The following is a 22,011-nucleotide window of genomic DNA, read 5'->3' on the forward strand; positions in this document are numbered from 1 at the left end:
TAAGACACAGACCCCGCCGGGCCCTACTCCGACGGCGTACCGCCGCGCCGCCCCTTGGGGGTGTCTTTCGGAACCGGCCGGGCCCGATCCGAAAGACACGCCCTAACCCTTGAGTGTCCCGATCTCCGGACAGGGAGGATCACCGGGCCCCGGAGGTCTTACGCTGCTCCCAGCACGCCCTCCCCCACCCGCAGGGCGGGCGTCTTTTCCGCCGCATCTCTTCCATGGGAGTCACCACCGTGACCGAAATGACCGACGGCGTCCTGCACACCCTGTTCCGTTCGGAACAGGGTGGCCACGAGCAAGTCGTGCTGTGCCAGGACCGAGCCACCGGCCTCAAGGCCGTCATCGCGATCCACTCCACCGCCCTGGGCCCGGCCCTCGGCGGCACCCGCTTCCACGCGTACGCCTCGGACGAGGAAGCCGTCCTCGACGCGCTGAACCTCTCGCGCGGCATGTCGTACAAGAACGCCCTCGCCGGGCTCGACCTCGGCGGCGGCAAGGCCGTGATCATCGGCGACCCGGACGTGTTGAAGTCCGAGGAACTGCTGCTGGCCTACGGCCGGTTCGTGGAGTCCCTCGGCGGCCGCTACGTGACCGCCTGCGACGTCGGCACCTACGTGGCCGACATGGACGTCGTGGCCCGCGAGACCCGCTGGGCGACCGGCCGTTCCCCCGAGAACGGCGGCGCCGGCGACTCCTCGGTCCTCACCGCCTTCGGCGTCTTCCAGGGCATGCGCGCGAGCGCCCAGCACCTGTGGGGCGACCCGACCCTGCGCGGCCGCAAGGTCGGCGTCGCGGGCGTCGGCAAGGTCGGCCACCACCTGGTCGAGCACCTGCTGGCGGACGGCGCCGAGGTCGTCATCACCGACGTCCGCGCGGAATCGGTTCAGCGGATCCTCGACAAGCACCCGGGCAAGGTGACCGCCGTCGCCGACACCGAGGCGCTGATCCGCGTGGAGGGCCTGGACATCTACGCCCCCTGCGCGCTGGGCGGGGCCCTGAACGACACGTCCGTGCCGGTGCTGACCGCGAAGGTCGTGTGCGGAGCGGCGAACAACCAGCTCGCGCACCCGGGTGTGGAGAAGGACCTCGCCGACCGCGGGATCCTCTACGCGCCGGACTACGTGGTCAACGCGGGCGGGGTCATCCAGGTCGCCGACGAGCTGCGCGGCTTCGACTTCGACCGCTGCAAGGCCAAGGCCGCGAAGATCTTCGACACCACCCTGGAGATCTTCGCACGTGCGAAGGCGGACGGTATTCCGCCGGCCGCCGCGGCCGACCGGATCGCCGAGCAGCGCATGGCCGACGCCCGCAGGGCGCCCAAGGCCTGATCCCCGCGGGGTCCCTCAGGGGGCCCCGACGGGACCCGCGGGCGCACCCGCCGGGGCGCGGCGAGACGGAACTCACTGCGCTTCGGCGGGTCGCCCGTCAGGAAAGGGCTAAAATCGCAGCTGACCAGCGAGGACGGGGCGCCTTGTTGGTACTGCACCGGGGCGCGTCATGCGGGCGGCGTACCGTATGGCCGCGGAAGCAGGTACCGTTAAACCCCTACGGACGGTCTCTCCACGGAGAGCCCGCTCCGAACCATGAACGCGTGTCAGACTCTGGGGCCGTCGAGCCCCGTCACCGAGGGGGTCGAGCCATGGGGCGCGGCCGGGCAAAGGCCAAGCAGACGAAGGTCGCCCGCCAGCTGAAGTACAGCAGCGGCGGGACTGACTTGTCGCGTCTGGCCAATGAGCTGGGCGCATCGCACACGGAACCGCTGCCTGTCAGCGAGCCGGTCGTCGATGACGAGCTTGATGATGACGAGGACGACCCGTACGCCAAGTACGCGGAGCGCTACAACAGCGATGACGACGACGAGGACGAAGAGTCCGGTCCGTCCGTCTACCGTCGCGGTGCTTGACGCGCACTGGGCGTCGAACTCGCGGTGAGCTGATCGTCCGCAGCGGCACACAGGCACAAAGCACGGAAACCCGGTCCGGGGCATCGCCCAGGGCCGGGTTTCCGTGCTGTTCGCGTTGACGGGAACGGTCAGCTCGCGTAGTCGCCGGTCAGGGTCGCGCCCTCGGCGTGGTCGCCCCGGTCCAGGATCTCGCCGGCGACCCAGGCGTCGACGCCCCGGTCGGCCAGCGCGGTCAGGGCCACGTCCACCGACTGCTGCGGGACCACGGCCATCATGCCGACGCCCATGTTCAGGGTCTTCTCCAGCTCCAGGCGCTCCACCTGCCCGGCCTTGCCGACCAGGTCGAAGATCGCGCCGGGGGCCCAGGTCGAGCGGTCGACCGTGGCGTGCAGGTGGTCCGGGATCACCCGGGCCAGGTTGGCCGCGAGGCCGCCGCCCGTGATGTGCGAGTAGGCGTGGATCTCGGCCGTACGGGTGAGGGCCATGCAGTCCAGCGAGTAGATCTTGGTGGGCTCGAGCAGCTCCTCGCCGAGGGTCCGGCCGAGCTCCTCGACGTGCTGCTCGAGGGACATTCCGGCCCGGTCGAAGAGGACGTGGCGGACCAGCGAGTACCCGTTCGAGTGAAGGCCGGAGGATGCCATCGCGATGACGGCGTCGCCCGTACGGATACGATCCGCGCCCAGCAGCTGGTCGTACTCGACGACTCCGGTGCCGGCGCCCGCCACATCGAAGTCGTCCGGGCCCAGCAGGCCAGGGTGCTCGGCGGTCTCGCCACCGACCAGGGCGCAGCCGGCCAGGACGCAGCCCTCGGCGATGCCCTTGACGATGGCCGCGACACGCTCGGGGTGGACCTTGCCGACGCAGATGTAGTCGGTCATGAAGAGCGGCTCGGCACCGCAGACGACGATGTCGTCCATGACCATCGCGACGAGGTCGTGGCCGATGGTGTCGTACACGCCCATGCGGCGGGCGATGTCCACCTTGGTGCCGACCCCGTCGGTGGCGGAGGCCAGCAGGGGGCGCTCGTAGCGCTTGAGGGCGGAGGCGTCGAAGAGGCCGGCGAAGCCGCCGAGGCCGCCCAGGACCTCGGGGCGCTGCGTCTTCTTCACCCACTCCTTCATCAGCTCGACGGCGCGGTCTCCCGCGTCGATGTCCACGCCCGCGGCTGCGTAGCTGGCACCGGTGGTCTTCTCTGTCATGACAGGAGAGAGCTTTCGTGTCGTTGCTGCGTGTGGTGCGAGGCCTACGGGCCGAGTTCGATTCCTTCGGCCTGAAAGAGAAGGCCCCGCGCAGTTTGAGCAGGATGAGCAGGATGAAGGGGGCTTACGGGTCCGCGGGCTCGGGTGAGCCCGCGGACCGTACGCGGTGTCGCGGCCCTACGGGCGCCGGAGCGCGTCGGCGGCGTCCGTACCGCCGGCCAGCTCCGTCTCCAGCAGCTGCTTGCCCAGCAGCTGCGGGTCGGGCAGCTCCATGGGGTACACGCCGTCGAAGCAGGCCCGGCAGAGGTTGGGCTTCTGGATCGTGGTCGCCTCGACCATCGAGTCCAGCGAGATGTACGAGAGCGAGTCCGCCCCCAGCGACGTGGCGATCTCGTCGACCGTCATGCCGTTGGCGATCAGCTCGGCCCGGGTGGCGAAGTCGATGCCGAAGAAGCACGGCCACTTCACCGGCGGCGAGGAGATCCGGATGTGGACCTCCGCCGCGCCGGCCTCGCGGAGCATCTTGACCAGGGCGCGCTGGGTGTTGCCGCGGACGATCGAGTCGTCGACGACCACCAGGCGCTTGCCCCGGATGACTTCCTTGAGGGGGTTGAGCTTGAGACGGATGCCGAGCTGGCGGATCGTCTGCGAGGGCTGGATGAAGGTCCGGCCCACGTAGGCGTTCTTGACCAGGCCGATGCCGTACGGGATCCCGCTGGCTTCGGCGTATCCGACGGCGGCGGGCGTGCCCGATTCCGGCGTCGATATCACCAGGTCGGCGTCGGCCGGGGCTTCCTTCGCCAGGCGTCGGCCCATCTCGACACGCGAGAGGTAGACGTTCCGGCCGGCGATGTCGGTGTCCGGGCGCGCCAGGTAGACGTACTCGAAGACACACCCCTTGGGCTTTGCTTCCGCGAAGCGAGAGGTCCGCAGACCGTTCTCGTCGATCGCGATCAGCTCGCCCGGCTCGACCTCGCGGACGAAGCTGGCGCCGCAGATGTCCAGGGCGGCGGTCTCGCTCGCGACCACCCAGCCGCGCTCGAGGCGGCCGAGGACCAGCGGGCGGATGCCCTGCGGGTCACGGGCGCAGTAGAGCGTTCCCTCGTCCATGAAGACGAGCGAGAAGGCGCCCTTCACCTTCGGGAGGACCTTGGTGGCCGACTCCTCGATGGTCAGGGGCTTGCCGTCGTCGTCCGTCTGGCCGGCCAGCAGGGCGGTGACCAGGTCGGTGTCGTTGGTGGCCGCCACCTGGGTGGCACGGCCGTCCTGACGGGGGAGGTCGGCGACCATCTCGGCGAGCTCGGCGGTGTTCACCAGGTTGCCGTTGTGACCCAGGGCAATGGAGCCGTGGGCGGTCGCGCGGAAAGTGGGCTGCGCGTTCTCCCAGACGGAGGCTCCGGTGGTCGAGTAGCGGGCGTGACCGACCGCGATATGACCCTGGAGCGAGCCGAGAGAGGTTTCGTCGAAGACTTGGGAAACGAGGCCCATGTCCTTGAAGACGAGGATCTGGGAACCGTTGCTCACAGCGATACCCGCGGACTCTTGTCCACGGTGCTGCAGTGCATACAGTCCGAAGTAGGTGAGCTTGGCGACCTCTTCACCCGGAGCCCAGACACCGAAGACGCCGCAAGCGTCCTGGGGGCCCTTTTCGCCGGGGAGCAGGTCGTGGTTGAGTCGTCCATCACCACGAGGCACGCCCCCGAGTGTAGGCGAGATCGACCACTGGTCCGAATTGGGGACGGCCGGGAAATGTCACAGCACGGAGGGTGACGGATCACCTCCGTCTCGGTATGCGGATGTCCTTGTTGACAGCTACAACCGCATTCGTACAGGCTCTCGCCTCATGCAGCCCCTCGGTGACCGTTCCGTCACCCTCGTCGAGCGCCGGCACGTGGACCTGGTCCGTGTCGCGAGCGCCATCTGTCGCTGTTTCGCGTAGCCACAACTCTTTTCCCCCTTTTCGCATTTCCGCTCAGCCCAGCCCTGCCCTGCCGTGCCGCGCGCCGTCCCGCGCGCCGCCCGGGGCGGGTGGGTGAGCTGCGCCTTGGAGTACCTGTGTCTTCGTCCAACAGCAAACTGTCCCGCCGCGCCTTCGGCGGAGCCCTCGGAGCGACCGCGGCCGCCGCGGCGGTGGGGGTCGGCGCCGGGCCCGCCCGGGCCGCCGAGGACCGGTCCGCCGGTCCCGACGAGCGGGAGTTCCGGGCCGCGCGCGGCCGCCGCTCCCGCCGTCCGAACATCCTGTTCATCCTCGGGGACGACCTCGGCTGGGCCGACCTGTCCTCCTACGGGTCCCCGAACATCAAGACCCCGAACCTGGACCGGCTCGCCCGCCAGGGCGTCCGCTTCACCGACGCCTACTCCGGCTCCGCGACCTGCTCCCCGACCCGCTTCAGCCTGTACACCGGCCGCTACCCGGGCCGCGCCAAGGGCGGGCTCGCCGAGCCCATCGCGGACAAGACCGCGGGCCTGGAGCCCACCCATCCGACGCTGGCCTCGCTGCTGCGCGGCTCCGGCTACTCGACCGCGCTGATCGGCAAGTGGCACTGCGGCTACCTGCCCGACTACAGCCCGACCAAGTCGGGCTGGGACGAGTTCTTCGGCAACTTCGGCGGGGCTCTGGAGTACTACTCCAAGCTCGGCCTGGGCGGGGAGTACGACCTCTACGAGGGCGACGCCGAGTACAAGGACCTGCGCTACTACACGCGGATCCTGACCGAGCGGGCGAGCGAGTACGTCTCCCGCGACCACGGCGACAAGCCGTGGCTGCTGAACCTCAACTTCACCACCCCGCACTGGCCGTGGATCGCGGACGGCGACACCGAGGCGAGCGCCGAGGTCACCCGGCGGATCAAGGCCGGCGACGGACGGGCCCTGTGGCACCAGGACGGCGGCTCGATCGAGAAGTACCAGCAGATGGTGGAGGACCTCGACCGCTCGGTCGGCGAGGTGCTGAAGGCGCTGAAGCGCTCCGGGCAGGAGGAGGACACCCTGGTCTTCTTCTCCAGCGACAACGGCGGCGAGCGCTTCTCCCACAACTGGCCGCTCTCGGGCAACAAGGCCTCCCTCCAGGAGGGCGGCATCCGCGTCCCGAACATCGTGCGCTGGCCCGCCCGGATCGACGGCGGCCAGGTCAGCCACGTCCCGGTCTTCACCCCGGACTGGACGGCGACCCTGCTGGAGCTGGCCGGCACCCGCGCGAACCCGGCGTATCCGCTGGACGGGGTCAGCCTGGCCGGATACCTGCTGCGCGGCGAGAAGCCCGCCGAGCGCAACCTCTTCTGGCGGGTGCGCGGGGAGCGTGCGCTGCGCCGCGGGGACTGGAAGTACTACCGCGGCAAGGCGGGCCGCGACCAGCTCTTCAACCTGGCCGGGGACATCCGCGAACAGGCCGACAAGGCGGCCCTGGAACCGGCCCGCCTGGCCGAACTCCGCGCGGCCTGGGAAAGGACGGACGCGACCCTGCTGCCCTACCCGGGCTGACGCACGTACCGGGAACCGGCGGGCGGGAACCGCAACGGCCGACCCGATCCACAGCCTGTGGAAAGGGGCCTCACTCGGCGGGGGTGCCCGGCCGGGCGGTGAGGGCCCTGCCGGTGCCGTCGGTCGCGGTGAGGGTGAGCATCTTTCCGCTGGTCTTCCACTCGAGCGGGCCGGCGCCGAACAGTTCGGTCAGGGTCCGCTCGACCTCGCCGGGCCCGCCCTGGCAGGCCATCCGCGTGGTGGCGAGGGGGCCGAAGGTGAGCCGCTCGCCCTCGACGACGGCCTTCGCGTGGAAGCTGTTGCAGCCCAGGTTGCCGCTCGCGGTGCCGTCGGCGGCCAGGGTGAAGCGGGCCCGGCCGTCGGCGTCGGCGGGGAGCGAGGCGGCCACGTCCCCCTGGATCAGGGAGTCCACGGTCCACTCGGTGGCGACGAGCGGGGCGTCGGGGGTACGGGGCTCCGCGGTCAGGGCGATCGTGTCGCCGTCCGGGGCCCTCAACGTGATCTTCCCGGGGGCCTGTTCGACGGTCAGCCGGCCCCGGAACAGCTTGCCGAAGGCCGTCTCGAAGGGCAGGTCGGCGCAGGCCATGTCGGTGACTTCGCCGGGCGTCACGGTCATGGTGGTCCCGGTGTCGAAGACGGCGGCGGCGGTGAAGCCGTTGCAGCCGTAGTTGCCCGTGGCCCGGGCCTCGTGGCCCTTGGCGCGGTCCACGGTCAGCCTGGCGGAGGCGGGCGCCGTCAGCGTCCTGCCGTCCACGGTCAGGCTCACCACCGACCAGGAGCCGGAGAAGCCGCGGCCGGCGGACCTCCCCGCGGAGCCGTCGGCGTCACCGCAGGCCGTGGCGGTGGCGGACAGCGCGAGTACGGCGACCAGGGCGGCGGGGAGGAGCGGCAGCGTACGCATGCCGGTGGGACGGATGCCGCGCCGGGGCGGTTCCGCCCGGCGCGGCACTTCACCGGCTCGGCCCAGCGGACCGGCGGGGACGGCGGCACGGCGGAACGGCGGCACGGCTCACCGGGCGGCCCGGCGGCTCAGCTCATCAGCGGGAGCAGCGCCGAGAGGTCGGCGCGTTCGCCGCCGGCCCGGACCGCGGCCTCGTCCAGCGCCTCGGCCCAGCCCGTACGGCCCGTGGCGAGCCGGATCCAGGTCACCGGGTCGGTCTCCACCACGTTCGGCGGGGTGCCGCGGGTGTGCCGGGGGCCCTCGATGCACTGGACCACCGCGAACGGCGGGATCCGCACCTCCACCGAGCCGCCCGGCGCCTTGACCGCGAGCGCGTCGGCGAGCAGCCGGGTGCAGGCCGCCAGGGCCTGCCGGTCGAACGGCACGTCCACTCCGGTGGCGCGGCGCAGGTCGTCGGTGTGGACGACGAGCTCCACCGTACGGGTCACCAGGAAGTCGGACAGGGTCATGGTGCCGATCCACAGGTCGAGCACCCGGCTGCCGGGGTTGGCTTCGAGCGCCCCGGCCATGCGGGCGGCGGCCCGGTCGTAGAGCTCGGTCAGCGGGGCGCCTTCGAGGGTCTCCTTGGCCGCCTCGGCGATCTTCCCCGCGAGCGAGGCCGTGGCGAAGGGCCACTCGACGGCCGGCAGTTCGGCGACGGCAGCGGGCGGCCGGGCCAGGCTCCCGGCGAGCGAGTCGGCGACCCACGCGATGTGCGCGGCGAGTTCGGCGACCGACCAGTGCCCGACCCCGCTCGGCCGGGCGAGCTGTTCGGCGTCCAACCCCCGCACGGCGTCACGGACATGGCCGAACTGTGCGAGGACGGCCGTGCGGGTCCTGTCGTGGTCGTACCTGCGCGGCTTCTTCTTGGCGGGCGGCATGGGCCGACCTTACGCCGCCCGGCTCCCGGGAGCTCCGACCGTCTCAGCCCGAGGGCAGGACGGTCTCGCAGCCCGCCTTCGCCGCCGCGCGCAGGGCCGCCTCGCGGGCCAGTGCTTCCAGCTCCCCGGGCTCGCCGCGGTCCGAGCGGTCGTACTCGGAGGCGGCGGTCACCCGCAGGGAGGTCACCCCGCCGGACGTGGCCGGATCGGCGCACTTCGCGGTCACCGAGACGGCGGCGTTGCCGGGGTCGACCCGGCTCCCGCCCGGTTCGGCGCCCTTGGAGGCGACCACCGTGAGGGAGAAGTACTCGTCCATCTGCTCCTGGCCCTCGAACGTTCCGGCCCGGCTCAGCACGCACAGGTGGTCCCCCGCGGGGGCGGCCTCCACCTTGTCCGCCTTGCCGCCGAACCGCATCACCCGCTCCGGGTCCACCAGCCCCTGGCAGGCCGCGGTGATCTCCGCCCGGCTGTGCTCACGGACTTGATGGGTCCGGTGCGCGTCGAACACGAGCCAGCCGCACATGCACAAGGTAGCCACGATCAGCACCACCCCGGCCGTGGTGGGCCTTCGGCCCCTGCCCCCAGACGTCCGTGCCATCCCTGGCCCCTTCCCCCGCGTCCGCACCCGGTGCGGACGTCCTGCCGGAACGGACGAGCCCCCGCCCGGAACAGTTCCGGACGGGGGCTCGAAAGTCGGCGGCTCAGGCGAGCAGCGCCGGGATCGTCCCCTCGTGGGCGGTACGGAGCTCGGCCAGGGGGAGCGAGAACTCGCCCTGGATCTCGATCTCGTCGCCGTCCACCACACCGATGCGGGCCGCGGGCAGACCGCGCGCGCCGCACATGTCGGTGAAGCGGAGCTCCTCGCTGCGCGGGACGGCCACGATGGCGCGGCCCGCGGACTCGGAGAACAGGAAGGTGAAGGCGTCCAGGCCCTCGGGCACCACGATCCGGGCACCGTTCCCGCCGCGCAGGCAGGACTCGGTGAGCGCCTGGATCACGCCGCCGTCGGACAGGTCGTGCGCGGCGTCGATCATGCCGTCGCGCGAGGCCGAGATCAGGATCTCGCCGAGCAGCTTCTCGCGGCCCAGGTCGACCTTGGGCGGCATGCCGCCGAGGTGCTGGTGGACGACCTCGGACCAGGCGGAGCCGCCGAACTCCTCGGCGGTGTCGCCGAGCAGGTACAGCAGCTGGCCGGCCTCCGCGAACGCCATCGGCGTACGGCGGTTGACGTCGTCGATCACACCGAGGACCGCCACGACCGGGGTCGGGTGGATCGCGATGTCACCGGTCTGGTTGTACAGCGAGACGTTGCCGCCGGTCACCGGGGTGCCCAGCTCGAAGCAGCCGTCGGCGAGACCACGGGTGGCCTCGGCGAACTGCCACATGACGTCCGGGTCCTCGGGGGAGCCGAAGTTCAGGCAGTCGGAGATCGCCAGGGGCTTCGCGCCGGTCGCGGCGACGTTGCGGTACGCCTCGGCCAGCGCCAGCTGCGCGCCCGTGTAGGGGTCGAGCTTGGCGAAGCGGCCGTTGCCGTCGGTGGCCATGGCGACGCCGAGGTTGGACTCCTCGTCGATGCGGACCATGCCGGCGTCCTCGGGCTGCGAGAGCACCGTGTTGCCCTGGACGAAGCGGTCGTACTGGTCGGTGATCCAGGACTTCGACGCCTGGTTCGGCGACGAGACCAGGGCCAGGACCTGCGCGCGCAGCTCCTCGGAGGTCTGCGGGCGGGGGAGCTTGCCCGCGTCGTCCGCCTGGAGCGCGTCCTGCCAGGAGGGGCGCGCGTAGGGGCGGTGGTAGGTCGGGCCCTCGTGGGCGACGGTGCCCGGGGGCACGTCCACGATCAGCTCGCCGTGCCAGTAGATCTCGAGCTGCTCGCCTTCGGTCACCTCACCGATGACGGTGGCGATGACGTCCCACTTCTCGCAGATCTCCATGAAGCGGTCGACGTGCTGCGGCTCGACGATCGCGCACATGCGCTCCTGCGACTCGCTCATGAGGATTTCCTCGGGCGAGAGCGTCGCGTCGCGCAGCGGGACGGTGTCCAGGTCCACGCGCATGCCGCCGGAACCGGCGGAGGCCAGCTCGGACGTGGCGCAGGAGAGCCCGGCGCCGCCGAGGTCCTGGATGCCCGCGACCAGCTTCTCCTTGAAGATCTCCAGGGTGCACTCGATGAGGAGCTTCTCCTGGAAGGGGTCGCCGACCTGGACGGCGGGGCGCTTGGTCGGCTTCGTGTCGTCGAAGGTCTCGGACGCGAGGACCGAGACGCCGCCGATGCCGTCGCCGCCCGTGCGGGCGCCGTAGAGGATGACCTTGTTGCCGGGGCCGGAGGCCTTGGCCAGGTGGATGTCCTCGTGCTTCATCACGCCGATGCAGCCGGCGTTGACGAGCGGGTTGCCCTGGTAGCAGGCGTCGAAGACGACCTCGCCGCCGATGTTGGGCAGGCCCAGGCAGTTGCCGTAGCCGCCGATGCCCGCGACGACGCCCGGCAGGACGCGCTTGGTGTCGGGGTGGTCGGCCGCGCCGAAGCGCAGCGGGTCGACGACGGCGACCGGGCGGGCACCCATGGCGAGGATGTCGCGGACGATGCCGCCGATGCCGGTGGCCGCGCCCTGGTAGGGCTCGATGTACGAGGGGTGGTTGTGCGACTCGACCTTGAAGGTGACCGCGTAACCCTGGCCCACGTCGACGACGCCGGCGTTCTCGCCGATGCCGACGAGCATCGCGTCGTTCTGGGGGACCTTCTCGCCGAACTGCTTCAGGTGGACCTTGCTGCTCTTGTACGAGCAGTGCTCGGACCACATGACCGAGTACATGGCGAGCTCGGCGCCGGTGGGCCGGCGGCCGAGGATCTCCCGGATGCGGGCGTACTCGTCCTCCTTGAGGCCGAGCTCCTTCCAGGGCTGCGCCGAGTCCGGGGTCTCCGTGGCGTTCTTTACGGTGTCGAGGCTCATGCGTTGACCAGCTTCTTCAGGACCGACGTGAAGAACGGGAGGCCGTCGGTGCGGCCCGTCCCGATCAGCGGCTCGACCGCGTGCTCGGGGTGCGGCATGAGGCCCACGACGTTGCCCGCGGCGTTGGTGATGCCGGCGATGTCGCGCAGCGAACCGTTCGGGTTGACGTCGACGTAGCGGAAGGCCACTCGGCCCTCGGCCTCCAGTTCGTCCAGCACGCGCTCGTCGGCGACGTACCGTCCGTCCATGTTCTTGAGCGGTACGGAGATCTCCTGGCCGGCGGTGTAGTCGCCGGTCCACGCGGTCTCCGCGTTCTCCACCCGCAGCTTCTGGTCGCGGCAGATGAAGTGGAGGTGGTTGTTGCGGAGCATCGCTCCCGGCAGCAGATGGGCCTCGGTGAGGATCTGGAAGCCGTTGCAGATGCCGAGGACGGGCATGCCGCCCTTGGCCTGCTCGATGATCGTCTCCATCACCGGCGAGAAGCGGGAGATGGCCCCGGCGCGCAGGTAGTCCCCGTAGGAGAAGCCGCCCGCGAGGACGACCGCGTCGACCTGGTGCAGGTCCTTGTCGCGGTGCCAGAGCGAGACCGGCTCGGCCCCCGCGAGGCGGACGGCGCGCAGCGAGTCACGGTCGTCGAGCGTTCCGGGGAACGTGACGACTCCGATGCGAGTGGTCACCGTCAGGCCTCGACCTTCACGGTGAAGTCTTCGATGACGGTGTTGGCGAGGAACGTTTCGGCCATCTTGTGGATGCGGTCGAGGGCGGCCTGGTCGACCGGTCCCTCCACCTCCAGTTCGAAACGCTTCCCCTGGCGGACGTCGGCGATCCCTTCGAAGCCCAGGCGCGGCAGTGCACGCTGCACCGCCTGGCCCTGGGGGTCGAGGATCTCCGGCTTGAGCATGACGTCGACTACGACGCGTGCCACTGGCACTCCCGATGAGGTGGTTGGTGCGAAGGCGGTTCCCTCAGCGTACCTGTAGGAAATTTCTACGCGGGTAGATATCTCTCTTGTACGATCCTCCGGTGGATTCTGCTTCACCAACGCTTCGCAAAATCCACCGGAAAACCACGCGCCCGGGATTGCGGCGGGACACGCGGAGACAATTAACTGGGCTTCGCAATGCATTGGGAATCGGGGTACAAAGGATTCCTCCGATGTGCCGGCATTTTCGGCCGCGCAACGGGACCGGAAAGTTGCATTGCTCCGAAACATCCACACAGGCGGCAGTACCGCTCCATCCCCGCACGTCAGCGGGGAGGCGGCGCCGCACGAAGGGACCGATATCCGTGGCGCAGCGCGTAGTAGTCACGCTCTCCGACGACATCGACGGTGGAGAAGCGGTGGAAACGGTCGTCTTCGCTCTGGACGGTAAGACGTACGAGATCGACCTCAATGTCGCCAACGCAAAGAAACTGCGGAAGGGGCTGGCCCCGTTCGTCGCGGCCGGCCGCCGCCAGGCGCGTTCGGGGAAGGCCTTCAAGCACACGGCCATCGCCCCCGACCCGGCGGTCGTCCGGGCCTGGGCCAGGTCCAACCAGCTGGACGTCCCGCCGCGCGGGCGCATCCCCAAGAAGGTCTACGAGGAGTACAACGCCGCTCACTGAGAGCCGATTTGCCATCCACCCCTACCGGTCCGCTAGTGTGTGGATCACGCCAAGGGGCCAGGCCGAAGGCCGGACCCCGAAGTCGTGCGGGTGTAGTTCAGTAGCAGAACATCCCCCTTCCAGGGGGAAGGCGCAGTGTGCGATTCCTGTCACCCGCTCTGCAACGCATTACCGGCCACGGTTGTGGATCAGGTAGAGTGATGCACGCATCGCACGGCACTTCGTGCCGTGGTGAGCATGCGGACGTAGCTCAGTTGGTAGAGCACCACCTTGCCAAGGTGGATGTCGCGCGTTCGAGTCGCGTCGTCCGCTCAGCGTACAAAGGCCCCGGTCATTGATCGGGGCCTTTGTCGTATGCCCCTATCGCCCGGCGCCTTGTCCCCCGGATACCGATGACATGTGTCATGGCCGGGACGGTCCGGCGGCCGCGAGACTGGGGCCATGAAAATGACCGGCTGGTGGAAGAACCGCAGCAGTGCGGGGAAGGTCGAGCTGTACACCCGCTGGTCCTTCCACTTCTTCGTGCTCATCGAGATCTTCTCGATCGGACTGGCCGCGCTCGGCGCCATGGCCGGGAAGACCTCCCCGGCGATCGCCGTCGCGCTCTTCGTCCTCGTGTGCTGCCACTCGGTACTGGTCGGCTTCCTCTCCTCCCGGGCCCTGGACTGGATCGTGGGCCGGCGCGAGCGGCCCGCCCGGCTCGCGGCCGTCACGTCCGCCGTGACCGGCGTCGCCGTGCTGGCCGTACTCGGCCTGCGCGCGGCCGGCCGGGACGGCGACAGCTCGGTGGTCCCCACCCTCATCGTCGGCATGACCTCCTTCACCAGCGGGACGCTCGCCCTGTGCCTGCGCGAGGTCCGGCACATGCGCTACGTCGCCCCCGTCGCGGCGGCCGGAACCGGGGTCGCGTCGCTCGCCTTCGGCCTGCGCGCCGGGGAAACCGCCGGGCTCACGATCGCGGTGCTGGTGACCGGCTTCTTCCTCTGCGCGGCCTGCGGGTTCTCCGGATGGCTGCTGAACACCGTGCACGAGCTGGACCGCGCCCGCGAGGTGCAGGCCCAGCTCGCGGTCGCCGAGGAGCGGCTGCGCTTCGGGCGCGACCTGCACGACGTGATGGGCCGCAACCTCGCCGTGATCGCCCTCAAGAGCGAGCTGGCGGTCCAGCTGGCCCGCCGCGAACGCCCCGAGGCCATCGACCAGATGATCGAGGTCCAGCGGATCGCCCGGGAGTCCCAGAAGGAGGTCCGCGACGTGGTCCGCGGCTACCGGGAGGCGGATCTGGCGGTGGAGCTGGAGGGCGCGCGCGGGGTGCTGCGCGCGGCCGGGATGGACTGCCGGGTCGAGTTCGAGGCCGGCCGCGACCTGTCCGCGGAGGCGCAGTCGGCGCTCGGCTGGGTGGTCCGCGAGGCGACGACGAACGTACTGCGGCACGGCGACGCCCGCAGCTGCGTGATCCGGCTGACCGCCGAGGAGCGGACGGGCGCGCTCACGCTGGTCGTGGAGAACGACGGGGCCCCCAAGGCCCCGGCCGGGCCCCCGGGCTCGGGGCTCGCGGGCCTGCGGGAGCGGCTCGCGGTGCTGGACGGCACGCTGGAGGCCGGTCCGGTGGGCGGCGGCCGGTTCAGGCTGCGCGCCGAGATCCCCGGCCCGGCCGGGCCGATGCGACAGGAGGCGCGGGCATGACCGTACGAGTGCTGCTGGCGGACGACGAGCACCTGATCCGGGGCGCGCTGGCCGCGCTGCTGGGCCTGGAGGACGATCTGCTGGTCGTCGCGGAGGCGGCCTCGGGGCCGGAGGCGCTCGCGATGGCACGGGCCCACCGGCCGGACGTGGCGGTCCTGGACCTGCAGATGCCGGGGGCGGACGGTGTGAGCGTGGCCACATCCCTGCGGACCGAACTCCCCGACTGCAAGACCATGATCGTGACCAGTCACGGCCGCCCGGGACACCTGAAGAGGGCCCTCGAAGCGGGGGTGCGGGCCTTCGCCCCCAAGACGGTTTCGGCACAGCGGCTGGCCGAGCTGATCCGCACCGTGCACGCCGGAGGCCGTTACGTGGACCCGGAGTTGGCGGCCGACGCGATCAGCGCGGGGGACTCCCCGCTGACCGCCCGCGAGGCCGAAGTGCTGGAACTGGCCGGGGACGGGGCGCCGATCGCGGAGATCGCGGAGCGGGCCTCGCTGTCGCAAGGGACGGTGCGCAACTACCTGTCGTCGGCGGCCTCGAAGCTGGGCGCCGAGAACCGGCACACGGCAGTGCGTCTCGCACGCGAGCGAGGTTGGGTATAGTAGGTCTCGCGTTACGGCGCATGCGGACATAGCTCAGTTGGTAGAGCACCACCTTGCCAAGGTGGATGTCGCGCGTTCGAGTCGCGTTGTCCGCTCTGTAACGAAGAAGCCCCGGTCCTCGGACCGGGGCTTCTCTCGTTCCACGGCGCCGGACGGGCCCCGCGGGGTGCCGTTCCGGGGCCCCGCCGGCGGGGCCCCTTCCCGGCCGCGTCTCAGGCCCAGGTCTGGCCGGTGAGGCGCTCGTAGGCCTCCACGTACCGGGCGCGGGTCTGCTCCACGACCTCCTGCGGGAGGGGCGGCGGCGGGAGTTCGCCCTTGGAGTCCCAGCCGGAGGCCGGGGAGGCCAGCCAGTCGCGGACGTACTGCTTGTCGAAGGACGGCTGGCTGTGGCCCGGCTCCCACAGGTCGGCCGGCCAGAAGCGCGAGGAGTCCGGGGTCAGCACCTCGTCGGCGGCGACCAGGGCGCCGTCCTTGTCGAAACCGAACTCGAACTTGGTGTCCGCCAGGATGATCCCGCGGTCGCGGGCGATGTCCCGGGCGCGGCCGTAGACGGCGAGGGTGCTCTGGCGCAGCAGTGCGGCCGTCTCGGCGCCCTGGGTGCGGGCGACCTCCTCGTACGAGACGTTCTCGTCGTGCTCGCCGACCTCGGCCTTGGCGGCCGGGGTGAAGATCGGGGCGGGCAGCTCGGAGCCGTCGACCAGGCCCTCGGGCAGGGCGAGTCCGCAGACCGTACGGGTCTGCTTGTACTCGGCGAGGCCGGAGCCGGTGAGGTAGCCGCGGGCCACGCACTCGACCGGGACCATGTCGAGGTTCCGGCAGACCAGGGCGCGGCCGGCCCAGTCGGCGGGGGCGCCGGCGGGCAGTTCGGTGCTGATGACGTGGTTCGGGACGAGGTCCGCGAGCTGGTCGAACCACCACAGGGAGAGCTGGGTCAGGATCCGGCCCTTGTCCGGGATCTCGGTGGGCAGCACCCAGTCGGCGGCCGAGATGCGGTCGCTGGCGACCATGACGAGGTTGCCGTCCTCGTCCCGGTAGAGGTCGCGGACCTTGCCGGTGTGGAGGTGGGTGAGGCCGGGCACCTGCACCGGCTCGGGCTTTTCGACGAATCCGGGCACGGGGTCTCCCTGTGGTTCTGTACGAGCGCGCGGCCCCATTCTCCCGTACCGGTTCGCGAAGGGGGACCACGGGTCCCGTCAGTCCCGCTTGCAGATCCGGTCGAGGAGGTTCGCGGTGGCCCGCTGGACGCGCTCGTCCACGTGCCCGGGGCGGTCCAGGGCCGGGGACCAGGCGAAGGTTCCGGAAGCGAAGACGAGGGCGCCGCTGGGGGCCCGGTAGAGCGAGGTCTCCTGGTGGCGCAGGTGCCCCTCGCCGTCCTCGTACGGGGAGTGCGCGAGCAGGATCCGGCTCTGGTGCTCGGGGAGCTGCGTACGCGGGAAGTAGCGGTCGGCCTCGCCGGCGACCAGGCCCGGCAGTTCGTCGTTCTCGGCGGCACCGGTGGATTCCCAGAGCCAGTGCGTGGCGTTGCGCACGATCAGGGGGGCGGGCTCGGGGACCCGGCCCGCGTACTGGATGCCGAGCAACTGCTGTTCCGGGCGGTCGACTTCGCGCCAGAGGGTGGGGCGGCCGGGGCCGCGCCGTTTTCGGCAGGTCAACAGCCGGTCCTCCACGCCGGAGGGCGAGGGGGAGAGCTCGACCTGCCAGTACATGGTGTTGGCGGAGAGGAAGACGAGCGAGGTGCCGTGGTCGCGGGCGCGCTCGACGGTGCGGCGCATCGGGGCGGACCAGTACTCGTCGTGGCCGGGGAAGACCAGGCCGCGGTAGCGGGTGGGGTCGACGCGGCCTGCGTGCAGGTCGCGGGCGTCGGCGTAGGCGAGGTCGTAGCCGTAGCGCTCGGCCCAGCGGATGAAGTCGTAGGCGTGGCCGACGTGGAGGGGCAGGCCGGCGCCCGCGTGCGGGCGGTCGAAGGAGACCGTGATGGCGGCGTCGCGCTCGCCGAGCAGCCGCCCCTCCTCGTCCCAGGCGTGGTAGAGGCTGGCTCCCGTGCGCCCGTCCTCCGGGTAGAGGTTGTAGGCCTGCCAGGTGATGTCGGGGAGCAGGAGCAGCAGATCGGCCGGCTGGTCGTCCCGCACGGTGAACGGGATGTGCGAGCGGTAGCCGTCGGCGGTGGTCAGGACGGCCACGTACGCGCCGACGCTCCAGTACGAGGGGACCTGCAGCCGCCAGGAGAGCCACCAGTGGTGACAGGAGACGGTGCGGTCGGCGGTCAGGGGCGCGGGCTGGACGATGCCGGAGAGCCGGGGGCTGGTGGTGATCTTGGAGGCGCCGTCGCCGCCGTAGTGCCCGATCCGGTAGACGTCGACCGAGAACTGCTGCGGCGGGTCCACGGTGATGTGGAAGTCGATGGCCTCGCCGGGCGCGACGGCTCCGGTGGAGGTGAAGCCCTTGATCTGCCGGTGCACGTCGTCGGCGGTGCGGGGGCCGCCGTTGCTCCGGGCGCGGGGGACCTGACCGGGGCCCGCGGCGACGGCCGGGTCCACGTACCAGGGCACGACCTGCCCGTTGTCGTCGTAGTACAGCTCGCTGCCCCGGAACCACGGCAGCGGGCCCTGGCCGAAGGGATCGGTCACCGCGTGCGCGAGCGCACCTGACTCCCAACGCCGGATCTGCTCCGCACCCATTCCGCTCCCCTCCCTCGTTCCCCCGAACGCCACGACCGGTCCCAGCACATCACATAACGCACGCGGTCCGTCACCCTTCGTCGCGAAAAGTTCAGCGGCCGAAGGGCCCGGGCGGCCCGGGCCGGCGCGGCGGGCACCGCTATACGAGCCGGACCGGCTTCTCGGGGCGTACGCCCACTTCCGCGAGCCAGTCCCGCAGGGGGCCGGAGTCCCCGTCCTCCACGAGCGACAGCACCCGGGGCGCGAGGTCCGCCCGCCGGGCACCGCCGACCAGCAGCACCGGGCCGTCCAGCCAGTCCAGCCCGGGCGCGGCCCCGGCGGAATCCACGGCCGCGCAGGACACCAGTGCCACCACGTGGTCCGTCAGCAGGTCACGGCCGCTGCGCGGGGCCTCCAGCGGGAACAGCGGCAGGGCGTCGGCGCCCCGCGCCCCGGCGCCTTCGGCGGCCGGTGCGGTCTCCCGCGCGAGGTCTCCGCTCAGCCGCCCCGCCAGCGCTTCGCCGTCACCGTCCGTGAGGTAGGACAGGACCCGTTCCACGGTGGAGGCGGCGGGCGCGGACAGGGAGTCCAGCGCGGTCAGCAGCCGCGCGGCCTCCGTACGCCACTTGCGGTCGACGACTTCCTCCGGATACGCCGCCCAGTCCACCGGCGACCAGTCCGGCCCGGCCTCGGCCGGGCCGCCGTGGAAGAGCCGCGCGGCCAGCAGCGAGGCGGCCTCGTCCACGACTCCGGGCTGCTCCAGCAGATCGCAGGCCGGGCGCTCGCCCAGCCGTGAGGTGAACCCGTCGGCCAGCCGGTCGCGCCGGGACAGCTCGGTCAGCGCGGAGACGACCCCCGCGTCGAGGTGCGCGGGCCAGCGGCCCATCCGCCAGGCGGGCAGCGCGACGCGGGTCAGCAGCCGGTCCCAGCCGGCGTACGCCAGCCCGACCTGTTCCTGGGCGACGATGCGCAGCGCGTAATCCACACCCTGTGCACGGTCGGAGGCGGCGGCGGCGACCCCGCGCTCCATCTCCGCGGCGTCCACCCGGCACAGGCGCAGCAGCAGCCGGGCGGGGGCGGCGATCCAGCCGAGGAATCGGCGGTTGCCCACGTCCACGGCGGCGTCGAGGCCGCGGACGAATCCGCGGGCGTCGGCTATGTCCGGGTGCGCGGAGGGGCCCGTACCGGCGACGACGGGCGCGAGCACGGCCCGCAGCTCCGCGACGCGCATCCACCACAGGAACGGCGAGCCGATCACGAGGACGGGGGCGGCGCCCGGCTCGGTCTCCGGGCCGGGGGAGCCGGCCGGTATGCGGGCGCCGGCGCGGCGGTGGGCCGCGTGGGTGCGGTCCTCCAGCCAGCTGTCGCAGTCGGGGGTCAGGGCTATCGCGGAGGGCGCCGGAACGTCCATCCGGTCGGCCAGGTCGCGCACGAGCCGGTAGAGATCGGGGGCGGCGGCCTCGGACAGCGGCACCGTCGGTGTCATGGCGGGGCTCGCCCGCAGGACGACGGCGGCGAAGATCCCGCCGACGAGGAGGACGAGCGCGGCGACCGCGCACACGGCGAGGGTCACCGCCGGCCAGGGGGCACCGGCGAGGCGGCCCGTCGTCCGGGCGCTCACCAGCACCACCGCGAGGGCGGCGGGCAGGAGCCCGACGGCCAGTGCCCTGCTGCGCACGCGCAGCACGGCCAGGGCCCGGGAACGCGCGGACGGCGTGCCCACTTCAGCGGTCGAACCGGTTCCGGACACGGCCGGACCTCACCCCCCTCTGCGCTGCGGCGGCTTTGCTCACTCCCCCACTGTGACACCCGCCACTGACATCGCAATGCCGGTGGGCCAAGTGCCGGAATGAGAGCCGGAATGCTTGCGCCGCACCATAGTTGGGGCCGGAGCGAACGTCAGGCAGACCGGGTGACGATCACCCGATGGAATGGCTTTGGGTAAAGGTGGGTGCGTTCGAACGCGGCTGGATGCACTCGCACGCGAGCATGCGCGCGGGCCCGGTCGCACCGCGTGCGTACCGGGCCCGCGTTCGTGGAATCCCGCTGATCAGCGGCCTTCCGCCGCCTTGGCGGCGATGTCCGTGCGGTACTGCGAGCCGTCGAGCTTGATCCGCGCGACGGCCTTATACGCCCTCTCCCGGGCCTGCGCCAGGTCGGAACCGGTCGCCGTCACCGACAGCACGCGACCGCCCGCGCTGACGACCGCGTCGCCCTGGCGCCGGGTCCCGGCGTGCAGCACGTACGCCTCGGGGGCGTCCTGCTCGGCCACCTCGGCGAGGCCCTCGATCGGGTCCCCGGTGCGCGGGGTCTCCGGGTAGTTGTGGGAGGCGATGACGACCGTGACGGCCGCGTCGTCGCGCCAGCTCAGCGGGGGCAGGGTGTTCAGGGTGCCGTTGGCGGAGTTCAGCAGCACGCCCGCGAGCGGGGTGCGCAGCCGGGCCAGGACCACCTGGGTCTCCGGGTCGCCGAAGCGGGCGTTGAACTCGATGACCCGCACGCCGCGCGAGGTGATCGCGAGGCCGGCGTAGAGCAGCCCGGAGAACGGGGTGCCGCGGTGGCGCAGCTCGTCCACGGTCGGCTGGAGGACGGAGGCCATGACCTCGTCGACGAGCTTCGGGTCGGCCCAGGGGAGAGGGGAGTAGGCACCCATGCCACCGGTGTTGGGGCCCGCGTCTCCGTCGAGCGCGCGCTTGAAGTCCTGCGCGGGCTGGAGCGGCAGCACGGTGACGCCGTCGGTGATGGCGAAGAGGGAGACCTCGGGGCCGTCGAGGAACTCCTCGATGACGACGCGGTCGCAGCCGAGGGCGTGGGCGCGGGCGGCGGCCCGGTCGTCGGTGACGACGACGCCCTTGCCGGCGGCGAGGCCGTCGTCCTTGACCACGTACGGGGCGCCGAAGGCGTCGAGGGCCGCGTCCACCTCTTCCGGGGTGGTGCACACGTAGCTGCGGGCCGTCGGGACGCCGGCCGCGGCCATCACGTCCTTGGCGAAGGCCTTGGAGCCCTCCAGCTGGGCCGCCTCGCCGGACGGGCCGAAGACGGGGATGCCGGCCGCGCGCACGGCGTCGGCGACGCCGGCGACGAGCGGGGCCTCCGGGCCCACGACGACCAGGTCGGCGCGGAGCTCGGTGGCGAGGTTGGCGACGGCTTCGCCGTCGAGGGCGTCGACGGGGCGGAGCTCGGCCACCTCGGCGATGCCGGCGTTGCCTGGGGCGCAGTACAGCGCGTTGACGTCGGGATCGAGGGACAGAGAGCGGCACAGGGCATGTTCGCGGGCGCCGCCGCCGATGACGAGGACCTTCACGTCATGCAGCCTAGCCCGCGCCCGGGGGTGCCCTTCGTGCGGGCACCCAAAGCGGACCCCCTATTCGTTCGTGTATTCCTCCACAACAGTGGCCCCGAGCTCGCGCACGATCAGCTCGTGACCGCTCAGCGCGCTGTCCACGAGGTCGGGGTCGTCGTCCTCCGGGACGTCGTCCTCGGGGGCGACCGGCGGGGGCGCCTGGTGGACGGGCGGCTGCTGCGGGGGCTGCTGCTGGTACGACTGCTGCGGCGGCTGCTGCTGTTGCGGCGGCTGCGACTGCTGCGGGGGCTGCTGCGGCGCCGGGGCCTGCTGGACCGGCGGCGGGTTGTAGGCGGGAGCGGCCGGAGCCCCGTAGGAGGCGGACGCGGGCGGTACGGGCTGCGCGCCCCCGCCGACCACGGCCTCGATCTTCCAGTTGACCTGGAACTGCTCGGAGAGCACCGCCTTGAGGACGTCCTCGCTGCCGCTGCTCGCGAAGTTGTCGCGGGCTCCGGCGTTGGGGAAGCCGAGCTGGAGGGTGGTGCCGTCGAACCCGGCGACCTGGGCGTTCTGGCTCAGCAGGATCCAGGTGAAGCGGCGGCGGTTCTTGACGGCCTCCAGGACGGACGGCCACATCGCCTGGACCTGCCCGGCGCCGGCGGCCATGCCGGGCGAGGGCGCGGCGGCGGCCGGGACGGGCGCGGGCGCGTGGACCGGGGCCGCCTGGGGCGCCGGGGCGGCGGGCGCGGAGGAGGCGGCACTGGGCCAGGCTCCGGCGGCGGGGGCCTGGGCGGCCGGGGCCGCGGGGGCACCCGGGG

Annotated in this window: 19 protein-coding genes, 3 tRNA genes and 1 pseudogene; 10 read left to right on the forward strand and 13 right to left on the reverse strand. The window is 71.8% G+C overall.

The features are described 5' to 3' along the window. The first annotated feature begins 239 nt into the window (after positions 1 to 239). Positions 240 to 1,334 carry a Leu/Phe/Val dehydrogenase gene (locus ACWGDE_RS18870; protein WP_453390128.1) on the forward strand — a complete coding sequence of 365 codons (1,095 nt, stop codon included), beginning with the start codon at positions 240 to 242 and terminating at the stop codon, positions 1,332 to 1,334. Between the two features lie 311 nt (positions 1,335 to 1,645). After that, positions 1,646 to 1,909, forward strand: coding sequence for a DUF3073 domain-containing protein (locus tag ACWGDE_RS18875; protein ID WP_385339434.1), 264 nt, complete (start codon positions 1,646 to 1,648; stop codon positions 1,907 to 1,909). Positions 1,910 to 2,037: 128 nt separating this feature from the next. On the opposite strand, the gene purM is transcribed toward ACWGDE_RS18875, so the two are convergent. Together purM and purF are read right to left on the reverse strand one after the other, a co-directional pair. Continuing rightward, positions 2,038 to 3,108, reverse strand: a complete 1,071-nt coding sequence (gene purM / locus ACWGDE_RS18880; RefSeq protein ID WP_453390129.1) for a phosphoribosylformylglycinamidine cyclo-ligase — start codon at positions 3,106 to 3,108, stop codon at positions 2,038 to 2,040. A 177-nt stretch (positions 3,109 to 3,285) separates the two neighbouring features. Then, on the reverse strand, positions 3,286 to 4,803 hold the full coding sequence (gene purF / locus ACWGDE_RS18885; RefSeq protein ID WP_453390130.1) for an amidophosphoribosyltransferase: 1,518 nt from the start codon (positions 4,801 to 4,803) through the stop codon (positions 3,286 to 3,288). Positions 4,804 to 4,951: 148 nt separating this feature from the next. Between purF and ACWGDE_RS18890 the strand changes: the two genes are divergently transcribed. After that, positions 4,952 to 5,047 carry a putative leader peptide gene (locus ACWGDE_RS18890; RefSeq protein ID WP_449482882.1) on the forward strand — a complete coding sequence of 32 codons (96 nt, stop codon included), beginning with the start codon at positions 4,952 to 4,954 and terminating at the stop codon, positions 5,045 to 5,047. A gap of 116 nt (positions 5,048 to 5,163) precedes the next feature. Continuing rightward, a complete protein-coding gene (locus tag ACWGDE_RS18895; protein WP_453390131.1) occupies positions 5,164 to 6,588 on the forward strand; it encodes a sulfatase-like hydrolase/transferase in 1,425 nt (474 codons plus the stop codon). Between the two features lie 70 nt (positions 6,589 to 6,658). Here the strand turns inward: ACWGDE_RS18895 and ACWGDE_RS18900 are convergent, their stop codons facing one another. The 6 genes from ACWGDE_RS18900 to purS all read right to left on the reverse strand — a co-directional run bounded on the left by ACWGDE_RS18900 (position 6,659) and on the right by purS (position 12,291). Beyond that, positions 6,659 to 7,489: an META domain-containing protein gene (locus ACWGDE_RS18900; RefSeq protein WP_453390132.1), complete on the reverse strand. Its 831-nt coding sequence runs from the start codon at positions 7,487 to 7,489 to the stop codon at positions 6,659 to 6,661. Between the two features lie 128 nt (positions 7,490 to 7,617). Then, a complete protein-coding gene (locus ACWGDE_RS18905; protein WP_453390133.1) occupies positions 7,618 to 8,409 on the reverse strand; it encodes a sterol carrier family protein in 792 nt (263 codons plus the stop codon). 43 nt (positions 8,410 to 8,452) lie between these two features. Further along, a complete protein-coding gene (locus tag ACWGDE_RS18910) occupies positions 8,453 to 8,947 on the reverse strand; it encodes a hypothetical protein (RefSeq protein ID WP_453390134.1) in 495 nt (164 codons plus the stop codon). Positions 8,948 to 9,110: 163 nt separating this feature from the next. Next, complete coding sequence (purL, locus tag ACWGDE_RS18915; RefSeq protein ID WP_453390135.1) at positions 9,111 to 11,360, reverse strand: phosphoribosylformylglycinamidine synthase subunit PurL; 2,250 nt, start codon at positions 11,358 to 11,360, stop codon at positions 9,111 to 9,113. Next, on the reverse strand, positions 11,357 to 12,037 hold the full coding sequence (gene purQ / locus ACWGDE_RS18920) for a phosphoribosylformylglycinamidine synthase subunit PurQ (protein WP_214946577.1): 681 nt from the start codon (positions 12,035 to 12,037) through the stop codon (positions 11,357 to 11,359). The genes purL and purQ overlap by 4 nt, the downstream gene beginning before the upstream one ends. 2 nt (positions 12,038 to 12,039) lie before the next feature. Beyond that, positions 12,040 to 12,291 (reverse strand): phosphoribosylformylglycinamidine synthase subunit PurS, encoded by a 252-nt coding sequence (gene purS, locus ACWGDE_RS18925; protein WP_008740952.1) that lies wholly within the window; start codon positions 12,289 to 12,291, stop codon positions 12,040 to 12,042. Positions 12,292 to 12,647: 356 nt separating this feature from the next. Between purS and ACWGDE_RS18930 the strand changes: the two genes are divergently transcribed. The 6 genes from ACWGDE_RS18930 to ACWGDE_RS18955 all read left to right on the forward strand — a co-directional run bounded on the left by ACWGDE_RS18930 (position 12,648) and on the right by ACWGDE_RS18955 (position 15,348). Next, positions 12,648 to 12,965 carry a histone-like nucleoid-structuring protein Lsr2 gene (locus ACWGDE_RS18930; RefSeq protein WP_112449209.1) on the forward strand — a complete coding sequence of 106 codons (318 nt, stop codon included), beginning with the start codon at positions 12,648 to 12,650 and terminating at the stop codon, positions 12,963 to 12,965. An 86-nt stretch (positions 12,966 to 13,051) separates the two neighbouring features. Then, positions 13,052 to 13,123 (forward strand) — tRNA-Gly (locus ACWGDE_RS18935). A gap of 81 nt (positions 13,124 to 13,204) precedes the next feature. Beyond that, positions 13,205 to 13,277: transfer RNA gene (locus ACWGDE_RS18940), tRNA-Gly, on the forward strand. A gap of 129 nt (positions 13,278 to 13,406) precedes the next feature. Then, a complete protein-coding gene (locus tag ACWGDE_RS18945) occupies positions 13,407 to 14,648 on the forward strand; it encodes a sensor histidine kinase (protein ID WP_453390136.1) in 1,242 nt (413 codons plus the stop codon). Next, on the forward strand, positions 14,645 to 15,253 hold the full coding sequence (locus ACWGDE_RS18950; protein WP_453390137.1) for a response regulator: 609 nt from the start codon (positions 14,645 to 14,647) through the stop codon (positions 15,251 to 15,253). Before ACWGDE_RS18945 ends, ACWGDE_RS18950 begins: the two co-directional genes overlap by 4 nt. A 22-nt stretch (positions 15,254 to 15,275) precedes the next feature. Further along, a tRNA-Gly gene (locus tag ACWGDE_RS18955) sits at positions 15,276 to 15,348 on the forward strand. A gap of 117 nt (positions 15,349 to 15,465) precedes the next feature. Here the strand turns inward: ACWGDE_RS18955 and ACWGDE_RS18960 are convergent. From ACWGDE_RS18960 to ACWGDE_RS18980, 5 genes and pseudogenes are all read right to left on the reverse strand, one after another. Next, a complete protein-coding gene (locus ACWGDE_RS18960; RefSeq protein ID WP_453390138.1) occupies positions 15,466 to 16,368 on the reverse strand; it encodes a phosphoribosylaminoimidazolesuccinocarboxamide synthase in 903 nt (300 codons plus the stop codon). 78 nt (positions 16,369 to 16,446) lie between these two features. After that, a complete protein-coding gene (locus ACWGDE_RS18965; RefSeq protein WP_453390139.1) occupies positions 16,447 to 17,931 on the reverse strand; it encodes a N,N-dimethylformamidase beta subunit family domain-containing protein in 1,485 nt (494 codons plus the stop codon). Between the two features lie 139 nt (positions 17,932 to 18,070). After that, positions 18,071 to 19,660 carry a hypothetical protein gene (locus ACWGDE_RS18970; protein WP_453390140.1) on the reverse strand — a complete coding sequence of 530 codons (1,590 nt, stop codon included), beginning with the start codon at positions 19,658 to 19,660 and terminating at the stop codon, positions 18,071 to 18,073. 300 nt (positions 19,661 to 19,960) lie between these two features. Next, positions 19,961 to 21,214 (reverse strand): phosphoribosylamine--glycine ligase, encoded by a 1,254-nt coding sequence (gene purD / locus ACWGDE_RS18975; protein WP_453390141.1) that lies wholly within the window; start codon positions 21,212 to 21,214, stop codon positions 19,961 to 19,963. Between the two features lie 60 nt (positions 21,215 to 21,274). Beyond that, positions 21,275 to 22,011 (reverse strand): annotated as a pseudogene (locus ACWGDE_RS18980) (DNA polymerase III subunit gamma and tau); the annotation flags it as partial.

The organism is Streptomyces sp. NPDC054956, from assembly GCF_053609185.1.

What these genes read in the sequence shown, in the direction of transcription:
- ACWGDE_RS18900 (WP_453390132.1), bottom strand. Translation starts at nt 7,489, where the DNA reads ATGCGTACGCTGCCGCTCCTCCCCGCCGCCCTGGTCGCCGTACTCGCG.
- purL (WP_453390135.1), bottom strand. Translation starts at nt 11,360, where the DNA reads ATGAGCCTCGACACCGTAAAGAACGCCACGGAGACCCCGGACTCGGCG.
- ACWGDE_RS18890 (WP_449482882.1), top strand. Translation starts at nt 4,952, where the DNA reads ATGCAGCCCCTCGGTGACCGTTCCGTCACCCTCGTCGAGCGCCGGCAC.
- ACWGDE_RS18965 (WP_453390139.1), bottom strand. Translation starts at nt 17,931, where the DNA reads ATGGGTGCGGAGCAGATCCGGCGTTGGGAGTCAGGTGCGCTCGCGCAC.
- purM (WP_453390129.1), bottom strand. Translation starts at nt 3,108, where the DNA reads ATGACAGAGAAGACCACCGGTGCCAGCTACGCAGCCGCGGGCGTGGAC.
- ACWGDE_RS18905 (WP_453390133.1), bottom strand. Translation starts at nt 8,409, where the DNA reads ATGCCGCCCGCCAAGAAGAAGCCGCGCAGGTACGACCACGACAGGACC.
- ACWGDE_RS18875 (WP_385339434.1), top strand. Translation starts at nt 1,646, where the DNA reads ATGGGGCGCGGCCGGGCAAAGGCCAAGCAGACGAAGGTCGCCCGCCAG.
- ACWGDE_RS18950 (WP_453390137.1), top strand. Translation starts at nt 14,645, where the DNA reads ATGACCGTACGAGTGCTGCTGGCGGACGACGAGCACCTGATCCGGGGC.
- ACWGDE_RS18945 (WP_453390136.1), top strand. Translation starts at nt 13,407, where the DNA reads ATGAAAATGACCGGCTGGTGGAAGAACCGCAGCAGTGCGGGGAAGGTC.